The sequence below is a fragment of the Arthrobacter sp. GMC3 genome, assembly GCF_002929305.1.
Taxonomy (GTDB): Bacteria; Actinomycetota; Actinomycetes; order Actinomycetales; family Micrococcaceae; genus Specibacter.
This window is the reverse complement of the sequence record NZ_PJIO01000010.1, coordinates 47,032-59,765: the sequence shown is the minus strand read 5'-3', so window position 1 is coordinate 59,765 and position 12,734 is coordinate 47,032. Positions and strand designations below refer to the sequence as shown.

The 12,734-nt window shown below is 60.3% G+C and carries 13 protein-coding genes; 8 read left to right on the top strand and 5 right to left on the bottom strand.

The annotated features are described in order from the left end of the window. The first annotated feature begins 17 nt into the window (after positions 1–17). Together CXQ94_RS16025 and CXQ94_RS16020 are read left to right on the top strand one after the other, a co-directional pair. On the top strand, positions 18–929 hold the full coding sequence (locus CXQ94_RS16025; protein WP_219817069.1) for an SDR family oxidoreductase: 912 nt from the start codon (positions 18–20) through the stop codon (positions 927–929). A gap of 59 nt (positions 930–988) precedes the next feature. Beyond that, entirely contained in the window at positions 989–1,567 is a 579-nt protein-coding gene (locus CXQ94_RS16020; protein ID WP_104091638.1) for a GNAT family N-acetyltransferase, read from the top strand. A 280-nt stretch (positions 1,568–1,847) separates the two neighbouring features. Here CXQ94_RS16020 and CXQ94_RS16015 read toward each other — a convergent pair whose 3' ends face one another. Then, a complete protein-coding gene (locus tag CXQ94_RS16015; protein ID WP_104091583.1) occupies positions 1,848–2,441 on the bottom strand; it encodes an AAA family ATPase in 594 nt (197 codons plus the stop codon). Between the two features lie 73 nt (positions 2,442–2,514). Between CXQ94_RS16015 and CXQ94_RS16010 the strand changes: the two genes are divergently transcribed. After that, complete coding sequence (locus tag CXQ94_RS16010) at positions 2,515–3,267, top strand: APH(3') family aminoglycoside O-phosphotransferase (RefSeq protein ID WP_104091582.1); 753 nt, start codon at positions 2,515–2,517, stop codon at positions 3,265–3,267. 11 nt (positions 3,268–3,278) lie between these two features. On the opposite strand, the gene CXQ94_RS16005 is transcribed toward CXQ94_RS16010, so the two are convergent. The 3 genes from CXQ94_RS16005 to CXQ94_RS15995 are packed head-to-tail and all read right to left on the bottom strand — an operon-like array spanning position 3,279 to position 7,088. Further along, positions 3,279–4,103, bottom strand: coding sequence for an alpha/beta fold hydrolase (locus CXQ94_RS16005; RefSeq protein WP_104091581.1), 825 nt, complete (start codon positions 4,101–4,103; stop codon positions 3,279–3,281). A 28-nt stretch (positions 4,104–4,131) separates the two neighbouring features. Next, the gene (locus CXQ94_RS16000; RefSeq protein WP_104091580.1) at positions 4,132–6,510 is read right to left on the bottom strand and encodes an excinuclease ABC subunit UvrA; all 2,379 of its coding nucleotides are present in this window, start codon (positions 6,508–6,510) and stop codon (positions 4,132–4,134) included. After that, complete coding sequence (locus CXQ94_RS15995) at positions 6,507–7,088, bottom strand: GNAT family N-acetyltransferase (protein WP_104091579.1); 582 nt, start codon at positions 7,086–7,088, stop codon at positions 6,507–6,509. The genes CXQ94_RS16000 and CXQ94_RS15995 overlap by 4 nt, the downstream gene beginning before the upstream one ends. A 247-nt stretch (positions 7,089–7,335) precedes the next feature. Between CXQ94_RS15995 and CXQ94_RS15990 the strand changes: the two genes are divergently transcribed. Both CXQ94_RS15990 and CXQ94_RS15985 read left to right on the top strand, forming a co-directional pair. Beyond that, positions 7,336–7,989: a peptide deformylase gene (locus CXQ94_RS15990; RefSeq protein ID WP_104091578.1), complete on the top strand. Its 654-nt coding sequence runs from the start codon at positions 7,336–7,338 to the stop codon at positions 7,987–7,989. A gap of 45 nt (positions 7,990–8,034) precedes the next feature. Beyond that, a complete protein-coding gene (locus tag CXQ94_RS15985) occupies positions 8,035–8,928 on the top strand; it encodes a putative RNA methyltransferase (RefSeq protein WP_104091577.1) in 894 nt (297 codons plus the stop codon). A gap of 29 nt (positions 8,929–8,957) precedes the next feature. Here the strand turns inward: CXQ94_RS15985 and CXQ94_RS22680 are convergent, their stop codons facing one another. Next, on the bottom strand, positions 8,958–9,626 hold the full coding sequence (locus CXQ94_RS22680; protein ID WP_181034253.1) for a YitT family protein: 669 nt from the start codon (positions 9,624–9,626) through the stop codon (positions 8,958–8,960). Between the two features lie 59 nt (positions 9,627–9,685). Between CXQ94_RS22680 and CXQ94_RS15970 the strand changes: the two genes are divergently transcribed. From CXQ94_RS15970 to CXQ94_RS15960, 3 genes are all read left to right on the top strand, one after another. Then, complete coding sequence (locus CXQ94_RS15970; RefSeq protein ID WP_104091574.1) at positions 9,686–11,095, top strand: PLP-dependent aminotransferase family protein; 1,410 nt, start codon at positions 9,686–9,688, stop codon at positions 11,093–11,095. Positions 11,096–11,156: 61 nt separating this feature from the next. After that, positions 11,157–11,642 carry an NfeD family protein gene (locus CXQ94_RS15965; RefSeq protein WP_104091573.1) on the top strand — a complete coding sequence of 162 codons (486 nt, stop codon included), beginning with the start codon at positions 11,157–11,159 and terminating at the stop codon, positions 11,640–11,642. A 91-nt stretch (positions 11,643–11,733) separates the two neighbouring features. Beyond that, positions 11,734–12,660 (top strand): SPFH domain-containing protein, encoded by a 927-nt coding sequence (locus CXQ94_RS15960; RefSeq protein ID WP_104091572.1) that lies wholly within the window; start codon positions 11,734–11,736, stop codon positions 12,658–12,660. The last annotated feature ends 74 nt before the right edge of the window (positions 12,661–12,734 follow it).

The following is a 12,734-nucleotide window of genomic DNA, read 5'->3' as shown; positions in this document are numbered from 1 at the left end:
TCACCGAAAGGCCCGCCATGCAAACGCCCACCATTGTCATCACCGGCACCTCCAGCGGATTCGGACAGCTCGCCGTAGCCCGATTCGCCCGCTCCGGTTGGAACGTCGTCGCGACCGTTCGCAAGGAATCCAACTTGACTGCACACCACCCGTTCCCGAACGTTGCGACGTTGTTGCTTGACGTCGACGACGAAACGGCGGACTCTGAATTCGGTGAGCTGGCGCTGTCGCAGTTTGGGCGCATTGACGCGGTCATTAACAACGCTGGTTACTTCCAGGGTGGACCGTTGGAGGCCAGCACCATGGACCAGGTGCACCGTCAGTTCCAGACCAACGTGTTCGGCCTGATCGCCGTCAATAGGGCATTCATCCCGATTCTCCGTGAGCAGCGCTCCGGCGTCATCGTGAATGTTAGCTCGATCAGTGCAGACGGCGGATACCCGTACACGTCCGTGTACCAGGCATCGAAAGCAGCCGTCGCGTCGCTGACCGAGGGGCTGCATGCGGAGCTCGCGGAGTTCGGCGTCCAGGTCAAAGCACTTCACCCGGGTAGCCACGAGACAAAGATCTTCAGCAAAGTTGACCCCGCTGAGAATGTCCCAGCTGACTATGAGTCCGGCTGGGCCTCCTTCGCCTCGCTCAACCTCGTCCGCTCCGACCCTGCCGGTACTGCCGAGGTCATGTTCCAGATGGTCACCGACGGCAACCGGAAGCCGGAAGAAGGTGCACTATTACAGTGGCCCCGACGGCGAGGCCGTTCCCCCGGGTCAAGCAGCTCCTCGGCCAAGACTGGTACCTCGAAGAACTCAGTGCCCGCAACCGCGGACACGCCAGTTCGCTCTGGAACACCGTCATGCCTTCCCCCATGGCCGCCCTCACACAAGCGGTATGAGTGCATACCGCCGATCAATTCCCATTCGCCCCTTTGAATGCACTTGCCTCAATGATGTCAATGGATGTTTGCGGGAACGTTGATAGGCTGCATTTCATGCTCAAACTTGTCGAACCGACCGTCACCTTTCATAAGTCATGGGTTGAAGCTAAGAGAGAGTGGCCCGACGGTCACCAGGACGGCTCGGGCATCCGCCCTGGCGACCGGTTCGAAACGACTAAGGACTTCGAGGCCTGGATCGAACGCCTGACTATGCCCGCTGATCCTGCGATGCTGTTCGGTGGCGTGCAAGTGACCGCGAGCAGATTCTGGATAGTGAAGCACGACACTTACCTCGGAGCTATCGAACTCCGGCACGTTCTAACACCTTTCATGCTCGAAGCAGTCGGCCACATCGGCTATAACATCCGGCCAACAGCTCGCCGGCGTGGCGTGGCGACCTGGGCCCTCAAAGCTATCCTCCCTCACGCCAGCAACATCGGCCTGAGCCGGGTATTGCTTACCTGCGATGAGGGGAATCTGCCCTCGGCACGAACAATTGAGATAAACGGTGGTGTCCTTGAAGACATACGCAGCACCGAACTAGGCGTCAAACGCAGGTACTGGATTGACCTGTCAGGCTACCCCAGCGATCAAGTAAGCCAGGAATCAAGTCGCGGGGGAGAGGCCCATTAGACCAGCGCCGCTCGATGGCGCTACTTCAAGTGGGACAAGGTTGAGTGGACGCAGATCGGACCACCGATCGCACACGCAAGTTCACGGATGGGTCCTGATCCTGCGACGTTTAGACGGAGATGCAGGGTGGATGCAAAATCATCCCGGTAGGATCGGGCGACGGCGGTAGCCGGCTATCCAGCGCACACTGGCTACGTAAACGGAATTCAACTCGCCGACTCACAAACAGTTCCTGCCGGCTCATGCGCATAGCAGGGCCCGCCGGGCAGTCGAATTCCAGTCACTTGACATAATGTAGATTATCGGCGCTTTTGGGAGTCGAGTTCAGTAACTCAACACTTGCCGGAATTTCGCCCAAAAGATGGGTGGAAATTTGGCGGTTCAGCTTCTCAAGATCCACAGGCACATCCGTCCTTACCGTAATGACTGAGCCCAGGGCAAGTGGTTCTGCATTTTCCACCCATTCGTTCCATCGGGTACCCAAAGCATCGTCTGCTGGGTGGATGGGGTGCCGACTTCGTGCCTGATACCGGTCCCAGGCCAATTCGGGCACCACATCGCACCAGATTTCCACGAAAGCTGGGTTGCCCGCGATCACCAAGCCCGCCCTTGCGTAGTCCAAGTCACGTCGTTTCAACCAAAACGATTCGACAATGACACTGCCACTGATCATTCCGGCCAGCTGCCACATGGTCTCCGAGGCCAATGCCCCGAGCCGCGAACTTGGCACTGTCGCAGCTGTCGCATTAGCAAACGATTCCATCAGCACATCCTTGGACAGGACTGGAATGCCCAAATCTGCACCTAACTGCTTCGACAAGGTAGTTTTCCCGGCTGCGGGAATGCCATTAACGAGTATCAATTGCTGGGCCATGCCTCATTCTAAGCAATGCCCTTGCCCCCAGCCCGGGTGAAACGCATTGTGGCACGCCCATTACCATCAAGAGATGACCCACGATCAGTCACTGGCTGCACTTCGGCACAAGTACTCTCGCCATGAGTGGACCCCGATCAGCATCGGCTGTTCCGGCGATACAGTTCACCGACTAGAGGGACCAGGCAACCTCTACGTTAAAGTCTCTGCCACAGGAGGCCAGCTGGACGCTGAAGCGGACCGGCTGTGCTGGCTCGGCATCGCCGGACTCCCCGTTCCCGAAGTTGTCGAGTACGGAACCCGAGACGACTATTCCTGGTTGGTCACCACGGAAGTACCCGGACGATCGGCTGCCGCGGCATGGCCGTCGGACCAACGCGAGAAAGTGATAGACACCCTGGCCGACATTACCCAAATCCTGCACGGCTTAGATATCGAAGACTGCCCCTACGACCGGAGTCTGGCCGTCACCATGCCAGCAGCCATCCGAGCATCTGGGCAAACCGGGACTTCGTTGCAACTTCTCGACTCCTCGTATGCCACAATCCCCCATGAAGAAGATCTTGTGGTCTGCCACGGTGACCTGTGCCTTCCGAATGTGATTATCAATCCCACCACGTCCACCGTTGCTGGGCTGATTGATGTCGGCCGCCTGGGGCGCGCAGACCGGTACGCCGACCTTGCCGTGACGAGCCGCAGCATCGAAAGCACCCAGAATCCCCAGTTCGGCCCGGAGCACTCCGCACGCTACCTCGCCCGCTGCGGCGTGCAACCGATCGACACAGACCGTGTCACCTTCTACCGACTATTGGACCAGTACTCCTGACAGCTGCCCAGCTAGGACTCCCCCAACAAATACTGCTGTGCGGCAGTCTGGCTTACTCCCAAAAACTCAGAAAGTGCGCCGATCCAGGCTTCCGACTGTTCCAAGTGCGCGTCATGGCCGGAGTTGGGGATATCAATCCTCTGCGTCCCGGGCCGATGACCAACAAACAATTCCTTCTGTCCGTCGCTAAACATCCCATTCTCGGCATAGATGACCAGGGCCGGCACCTGAACGCTAGCCCATTCCTCCCACCGCGGCTCCATGACGTGGCGGATGCAGGCAACCATGATGTCCCCGTCAAACCGGGGACAGAGGCCTTCGTGGCGTTGCTCCAATGCACCTGTCCACGCCTTCGCAATCGGCGAATCACCCAGAAAGCGTTGCGCGCTCTCCCTCGTTGGGAATGGGACCGGCCACGAGGCAAAATACTCACCGATTTTGATTGCATCACGCTCGCTCCCTGACCCGGCGTCCGACTCCAGGAGTACCAGCGAAGCAACAAGGTCGGGACGCCGCGCCGCCGTCAGCATCGCGGTGTGGGCTCCCATCGACTGCCCAACAAGGTGGACCGGGGCACCTGGGCTGACGTTCTGCATCAGGGAAACTACGTCCTGCACAAACACATCGCGAGACAGATCCATGGGCCGGCGGGTGCTTCTGCCATGTCCACGCTGGTCCATGGCAACCACCCGATAGTCAGCCGACAGGGCGGTCATGGTCGCGGCAAACTCGCCCGACTCCCCCGCCAGCCCATGCAAAAGGAGGACGGTGGGACCAGAGCCACACTCCACAAAATGTAGCCCTGTCCCGTCCCGCTCTATGAAACCGCGTGTCACTGCAATGCCCCTACTCCCCCGCCAACGCTCAGGCGCCGACGTACGCCGCCAGGTGCTCACCAGTCAGTGTTGACCGGGCAGCTACCAGATCGGCCGGCGTCCCCTCAAAGGCGACCGAACCGCCGTCGTGCCCGGCACCAGGACCGATGTCAATAATCCAGTCAGCATGTGCCATGACGGCCTGGTGATGTTCGATCACAATCACGGATTTGCCGGAGTCGACCAGGCGGTCCAACAGCCCGAGCAGATTCTCAACATCCGCCAAGTGCAGCCCGGTGGTCGGCTCGTCTAGGACATAGACACCGCCCTTTTCGGAGAGGTGCATGGCCAGTTTCACACGCTGCCGTTCACCGCCGGACAACGTGGTCAGAGGCTGCCCCAGGCTGAGGTAGCCCAGCCCGACGTCGGCGAGCTGGGCCAGAATCTTGTGCGCGGCGGGAATGCGGGCCTCGCCAGCGCCGAAGAATTCCTCAGCCTCGGCCACGGACATGGCCAGCACCTCACTGATGTCCTTGCCGCCGAGCTTGTACTCAAGGACCAGGGCCTGGAAGCGTTTGCCTCCGCACTCTTCGCAAGGTGTGGCCATGGTGTCCATGAAGCCCAGCTCCGTGTAGATGACCCCGGCACCGTTGCAGACTGGGCATGCGCCCTCGGAGTTGGCACTGAAAAGGGCTGGCTTCACGCCATTGGCCTTGGCAAATGCCTTGCGTATCGGTTCGAGCAGTCCCGTGTAGGTGGCCGGGTTGCTCCGCCGGGATCCCTTGATGGCACCTTGGTCGATTGACACCACTCCATCACGTCCCGACACGGAGCCGCGGATCAGCGAGCTCTTCCCGGAACCGGCTACACCGGTAATGACGGTCAGGACGCCCAGCGGAATGTCGACGTCCACATTCTTGAGGTTGTTGGTGTTGGCGCCGCGAACCTGGATCGCATCTGTGGACTTGCGCACCGTCGTCTTCAGTGAGGATCGGTCATCGAGGTGCTTGCCGGTAAGGGTGTTGCTGGCCCGCAGTCCATCGACCGTGCCCTCGAACATGACCTCCCCTCCCCCGCTGCCAGCCAACGGCCCAAGGTCCACCACATGGTCGGCGATGACGATGGCCTCCGGCTTATGCTCCACGACCAGGACGGTGTTTCCCTTGTCGCGCAATTGCAGCAGGAGCGTGTTCATGCGGGCGATGTCGTGCGGGTGCAGCCCGATGGTTGGTTCGTCAAAGACATAAGTGATGTCGGTGAGTGAGGAGCCAAGGTGTCGGATCATTTTTGTGCGTTGGGCCTCGCCGCCGGACAATGTGCCGGAGGGTCGGTCCAGGCTGAGGTAGCCGAGCCCTATCTCCACAAAGGAGTCAAGGGTGTCCCCCAGTGCGCCAAGCAACGGCGCAACCGACGGTTCATCCAGACCGCGCACCCAGGTCGCCAGGTCGCTGATCTGCAAAGCGCAAACGTCGGCGATGTTCAATCCGTTGATCTTGGAGGAGCGCGCGGGGGCGGCCAACCGGGTGCCGTCGCATTCGGGGCACCGCTGGAAGACGACGGCGCGATCCACAAACGCGCGGATGTGCGGCTGCATGGCGTCACGGTCTTTGGACAGCATGGATTTCTGGATCTTCGGAATCAACCCCTCATAAGTGAGGTTAATGCCGTCGACCTTGATCTTGGTCGGCTCCTTGTGGAGAAGGTCGTTCAGTTCCTTCTTGGTGAACTTGCCGAGTTTCTTGTCCATGTCGAAGAAACCGGAGCCGGCGAAGATCCGCCCGTACCATCCGTCCATGCTGTAGCCGGGGATGGTGAGAGCCCCTTCGGCCAGCGATTTTTCGGCGTCGAACAGGGCACCTAAGTCAAAATCGGACACGGAACCGCGGCCCTCGCAGCGCGGGCACATGCCGCCGGTGACACTGAATGTGCGCTTTTCCTTAACGGTTTGTCCGCCGCGTTCGATCGTGACGGCGCCCGCCCCGCTGACCGAGGGAACGTTGAACGAGTAGGCCTGTGGCGAGCCGATGTGCGGGGTGGCGAGCCGGCTGAAGACGATGCGCAGCATGGCGTTGGCATCGGTTACCGTTCCCACGGTGGAACGGGGATTGGCGCCCAGGCGCTCCTGGTCCACCAGGATCGCCGTCGTCAGCCCTTCCAAGACGTCGACGTCGGGGCGGGCCAGGGTGGGCATGAAACCTTGAACGAAGGTGCTGTAAGTTTCATTGATCATCCGCTGTGACTCGGCGGCGATGGTGCCAAACACCAGCGAACTCTTGCCCGAACCAGAGACACCGGTGAACACCGTCAGGCGGCGCTTGGGAATCTCTACGCTAATGTCCTTGAGATTGTTGACACGCGCACCCTGCACCCGGATGATGTCGTGGGTGTCGGCCGCCTTTGGTGCTAGGGGCTGGGAATCAATGCTCACAGTGCTACTCCCCCGCTAATAGAGGCCGCCGCGGTGTTTTTCGCAGTTGCCGGGTTCTCCACCTCAAAGAGTTCACAGGTGGCGTTGTAATACTTCTTCGATTGGCCCTTATGTTCCATGCCAATCCGGCGGCATACGCTTTGCGAGGCCTCATTGGCCGGGTTTGTCACGGCCACCACGTGATCCAAGCCGCCCTCAAAGGCGTGCTCCAAGACCGCGGTGGCCGCCTCGGAAGCATAGCCGTTACCCCAGTGGTCCGGGTGGAAATGCCAACCAATTTCGACGTCGTCGGATGCAGTCAGGGGTTCCTCACCGGAAGCCGGAATGGGCTTCAGTAGCAAGGTTCCCACGGCCAGGCCGTCCGTTTTGCGTGTGACCGCCCAAATGCCATGTACGGGATGCTCGATTGCCTGGAATCGGCGAACTCGCTCGGCGGCTTCCGCAAGGCTCTCCATGACGCGGGGTTCGGTGCCAATGAATCGTTGCACCACCCATCGCGAGTACAAGTCATACACAAAGTCGACATCGGAGTCTTCCCAGGGGCGCAGCACAAGTCGTTCCGTCGTTATCTTCTCCATTTACCCATTCTGCACGTTTCGCACCGGTCCAGGCGTACGTGTAAGCAGCGGTTTGCGTCACATAGGCCACCGGCGTCGTCTGATTCCGTCACCACAGCCCGGAAATCCGTCACTAGGGCTGAACTTTGGCACAATGGTCATGAACTGCGGGCTCAATGATTAGGAAAGCACATGAAGTTTATGTTGGACGTTGCTGTAGATGCGCTCACCAACGGTTCGGTTGGCTCCTGGTGGATCGAGGATGGCAATGTCTAAGACAATGGCCGGAAAGATGCTCTTCAGCGATGCCTACGTCCAGGAAACGGTGGCTGCCATTCTCGAGGCGGAAACCCTGCCAGAAATCGTCCAAGCGGGCCACCCGGTTTTGCGTGCGCAGGCTGTGCCCTTTACCGGCCAAATTACCGCCACCCAATTGGAACATCTGGTCGCCGTGATGCGCGACACCATGCATAACGCTCCTGGCGTCGGCCTGGCCGCTCCTCAAATTGGCATCCCCTTGCAACTGGCTGTCCTGGAGGATCTCTACGAGGTTGCCGCGGAGAACGCCGCAGCACGCGACCGTCACCCCCTTGACTTCTTCACCATCTTGAACCCGCGCTACACGCCCGTGGGGACGGCGACGGCGTCGCACTATGAGGGGTGCCTGTCCATGTCCGGCTGGCAGGCCGTGGTGGACCGGGCCGCCTGCGTGGAACTGAAGTACGACGACGAGCTAGGCACCTCACGCACACGCCAGTTTGCTGGGTGGCAGGCGAGAATTGTCCAACACGAAACCGATCACCTTGCCGGCACCATCTACCTGGATAAGGCGCACACGCGATCCTTGACCTCAAACGCCGAGTATGCCGCGAACTGGGCCCACCCCGATGTGGCCGATGCCAGGGCCATCCTGCACTTCTGAACACCTCGCGTCCGCCAGCTGGGCTGTTCCCTCTAGGATGGGTTCATGGAAAATAGCGCAGTCGACGTTCTCATCTGCCCCGTCTGCGGCTTGGAATTCATGGATACCCTGCCCGGGGAAAACGCACTCAAGTGCATCGATGGACACAGCTTCGACATTGCCCGCCAAGGCTACGTAAACCTGCTGACGGGACATGGCACCAAGTTCGCCCAGGATACGGCCACCATGGTGGCGGCCCGCGACGACTTCCTGGACGCCGGGCACTACGGCGCCCTCGCCGAAGCACTGGCCGAGGTTGTGGGCACGGTGTTGGCCGCCGGCGCACCGGGCGACCACTCTCGGCCCCTGATCCTAGACGCTGGCACCGGCACCGGCTACTACCTGAACCGCATTCTAGCGACCCTAGTCGACGACAGTCCCGGCGGCTCAACAATAGACTCAGTAGGGCTGGACATCTCCAAGTTCGCGCTACGGCGCGCCTCCCGGCGCAACCCTGACACGGCGAACCTTGTCTGGGACCTGTGGCAGCCGCTGCCAGTGGAGGCTGCCAGGGCCGACGTCGTCCTTGTCATCTTTGCCCCCCGCAACGCCGCCGAATTTGCCCGTGTTCTCAAGCCCAGGGGCAGGCTGGTGGTGGTGACACCCAGGCCCGGCCATCTGGCCCAGATAGCCCAAACCACCGGCATGCTCGGCATCCAGGAAGAAAAGGAAGCGGGACTGGTTGCGGGCATGGCTGGCCACTTTCAGCTTCAGGAAAGCAGGGATGTGACCATTACCTTGAACCTCTCACGGGGCGACGTCCGCAATGTGGCACTCATGGGCCCGGCGGGGCATCATCTGGACCCGCAAGAGCTGGCGGAAAAAGTGGGCGAATTGCCCCCAACCACGCCCGCGTCGGCCGAGTTCCTGATTTCCATCTTTGCTCCGATCATTTCCTAGACTTCGTGAGGTCCAGGGGGCCAGCCAGTTTAGTTGGGCAGGCCGGGCACTACGGCGTCTGCGGAAGCGACGGCAGCCGCCTTCGGGTTCTTGCCGTGAAGGTTCACCCCGAGCCAGCGCAGCGTCAGCTGGGTCAGCGGCCCCACACCAAAGGCGAAGACGGCCGTGCCGGCCCCCACCACGCCGCCCATCAGGAACCCCACCACAACCACAGAGAGTTCAATGCCGGTGCGGATCATCCACACGGGCCTGCCGGTGACCCGAACCAGCCCCGTCATCAAGCCGTCGCGGGGCCCCGGCCCCAAGCCTGCGCCAATGTACAGGGCGGTGGCGAACGCCAGCAGGAACAGCCCCGCCGCGAACAGCACACACTGCAGTAGCAAGTGATTGGCCTGGGGAATCACTGAGAGGCCAAGATCGGCAAAGATGCCAACCAGGAGGGCGTTGGCAATGGTGCCAAAGCCGGGCTTTTGCCGCAGTGGAATCCAGAACAGCAGCACAAAGGCGCTGATGATGATGGTGCACACGCCAAAGGAAATTCCGGTGGTTCGGGAGAGTCCCTGGGAAAAGACATCCCACGGCGAGAGGCCAATGTTGCCGCGAACCATCAACGCGATGGCAATCCCGTACATGAAGAGACCCACAAAGAGCCGGATCAGGCGAACAGGGAGGTTCTGGGTGGAGAGAAAGGAGCGCATTCCACAATTTTAGCGAAACTGGACTTATGCACTAGAGCCAATTCGCCTAAGGTGGCTTTATGAACACTTTTGTCACGGGCAGGCGGCTTGCACGCGAATTGGGTGAATGGCGCTCTAGCGGACCCGCCTACCGGGCCTTGGCCGAACGGATCCGGGTCCTGCTCATTGATGGCAGGCTGGCGAGCGGGGCACGGCTCCCCGCCGAACGCGAGCTGAGCAACGCCCTGGACTTGAGCCGGACAACCGTGGCGGCTGCTTATTCGAAACTGCGCGACGACGGCTACCTTGCCAGTGTTCGCGGTTCAGGCAGCACCTTGACGCTGCCAGGGCTCGAACGCGGGGAACACACCCTGCACCAGGGTTTGCCACTGGATTTCACCAAGGCAACGGCCCCCGCCTACCCCGGACTGGGACAAGCCTTCACGGCCGCGGCCGAGGAGATCCCCCGCTACTTGGGCCACGACGGTTTCGACATGGTGGGCCTGCCCGACCTGCGGGAAGCCATCGCACAGAGCTACCGGGACCGCGGCCTACCCACCTCGGCGGATCAGATTATGGTCACTATCGGGGCCCAACATGCGCTGAACCTCGTCACCAGGACCCTCTACTCCCCCGGTGAACGGATCATGGTGGAACAGCCCACCTACCCGCACGCCCTTGACACTTTCACCTCCGTGGGGGCGCGTTTGCTCGCTTTCCCGGTTCGCCAGGACGGCGGCTGGGATATGGCAGAAGCATTGCTGCAAATTCGCCGGGCAGCCCCCAGCATGGCCTTTCTCATGCCGGACTTCCACAATCCCACCGGCATGAGCATGTCGGTTCACGAACGTGAATATCTAGCCGCCGCGGCGCAGCGCGAAGGCACCGTGCTGGTGGTGGATGAAACTACGGCCATGCTCGACATTGACAGGGGCGCCCTGCCCCCGCTTGCCTGTTTCAGTCCCAACGTTGTCACCTTGGGATCTCTGGGGAAGATTGCCTGGGGTGGCCTGCGAATTGGCTGGATCAGGGGCTCGCGGGAAGTCCTTGCCCAGCTCCTGCGCAACCGGCCGTCTACGGATTTGGGGACTCCGTTATTCGAACAACTCGTCGCGACAACCCTGCTCCAGGACCTGCCGCTGCTGATCGCGAACCGGAGCCGGGACCTAAAGCGTGGCAGGGACACACTGGTCGAATTGCTCCAGACCCGGCTGCCCCAGTGGAATGTAAACGTTCCCGACGGCGGCCTGTCCTTGTGGATCAACACCGAAACGATCTCCTCCTCGGCGCTGGCTTTGGCGGCCCGCAATGAGGGACTGGGCTTGGTGCCGGGGCCACGATTCGGTCTTGACGGCGCTTTTGAGCGTTTCTTGCGGCTGCCGTTTTGCTACACAGATGAACAATTGCACGACGGCGTAGCGATCCTTGAGCGGGTCAGCTCCCAGGTGGGCTCGGACCCGTTGAGAATGCCACTTCAGGCGGTAATTTAGCAGGCTATTCCCTGTTTCACGTAGTAGGCTCGTAATTACCTTAATTAACAAGGGGGACACAATGCTTGAATGGATTAACGACTTCGGCTGGATCATCTGGCTGACAGTGTTTTTGCTGCTCGCGGTGGCCGAAATGTTGACGCTGAACCTGTACTTCATCTTGATGTCAGTAGGCGCACTGGCCGCACTGGCCACCTTCCTTTTCCACGGCGAACTGTGGTTGCAGATAGCCATTTTCTGTGTCGTCGCCTTGGCCACCACCGTACTGATCCGCCCTCTGGCGCTGGCACATTTGCGGCGCGGTCCGGCAGACCAGCTCTCCAATGTGGACAGGCTGATCGGGCACCACGCTGTGGTCCTGGAGGCTGTGAGCTCCTCTAGTGGGCTGGTCAAGATCGGCGGTGACGTGTGGACTGCACGGATTCGCACCGGTACCGAAATTCCCGTTGGTGAAGACGTTGAAGTTGCCGCCATTGACGGGGCTACGGCCATCGTGAATTTCCCCAATGCGCACAAACCCAGGGGAACTGCCGCAACAACGGTCTAGGCGTTTTGCGCACTAGGGACGTTCATAGAGATTTCCTGCGCCAAAAGGCGCCCGGGAGTAAGCATTCTTCACACAGAAAAGAGGGGATTTCATGGGAGACGCAGGAACATTGGTTTGGCTGTTTGTTGTCTTGGTCTTACTGATATTTGTTGTCATCGTTCTGGTTCGGTCCGTGCGTATTATTCCGCAGGCCCGTGCTGGCGTTGTTGAACGCCTGGGTAAGTATCAACGAACGCTGAATCCTGGCCTGACGGTTCTGATTCCATTCGTTGACCGCTTGCTACCACTTCTGGATTTGCGCGAGCAGGTGGTTTCTTTCCCGCCACAGCCCGTTATCACCGAGGACAACCTGGTGGTCTCCATTGACACCGTGGTCTACTTCCAGGTGACGGATCCCCGCGCGGCCACCTATGAGATCGCCAACTACATTCAAGCCGTGGAGCAGTTGACCACCACCACGTTGCGTAACGTTGTTGGTGGCTTGAACCTTGAAGAGGCATTGACCTCTCGTGACCAGATCAACGGCCAGCTCCGCGGTGTTCTCGATGAGGCCACCGGCCGCTGGGGCATCCGCGTCAGCCGTGTCGAGCTCAAGGCCATTGACCCGCCCCTGTCCATCCAGGATTCCATGGAGAAGCAGATGCGTGCCGAGCGAGACCGCCGTGCTGCGATCTTGACCGCCGAAGGAACCAAGCAGTCAGCCATTCTGACCGCTGAGGGTGAACGCCAGTCCTCCATCCTGAAGGCTGAGGGTGATGCCAAGGCCGCAATTTTGCGTGCAGATGGTGAATCCCAGGCCATTCAGAAAGTCTTCGGAGCCATCCACAAGGGAAACCCGACACAAAAACTGTTGGCCTACCAATACCTGCAGACGCTGCCAAAGATCGCCTCCGGTTCCTCCAACAAGCTATGGATTATCCCCAGTGAAGTGGGCGAGGCACTGAAAGGAATTGGCAACGTCCTAGGCAACACCACTGCGGACACGGACGACGCCGCCGACGTCACCAACGAGCCCTAGGGGCGAATCCGGACAAACTGCATAAACTTCGCGGCCAAGCACGTATAATAGGTGCTTGGCCGCGCGGCGTTTTC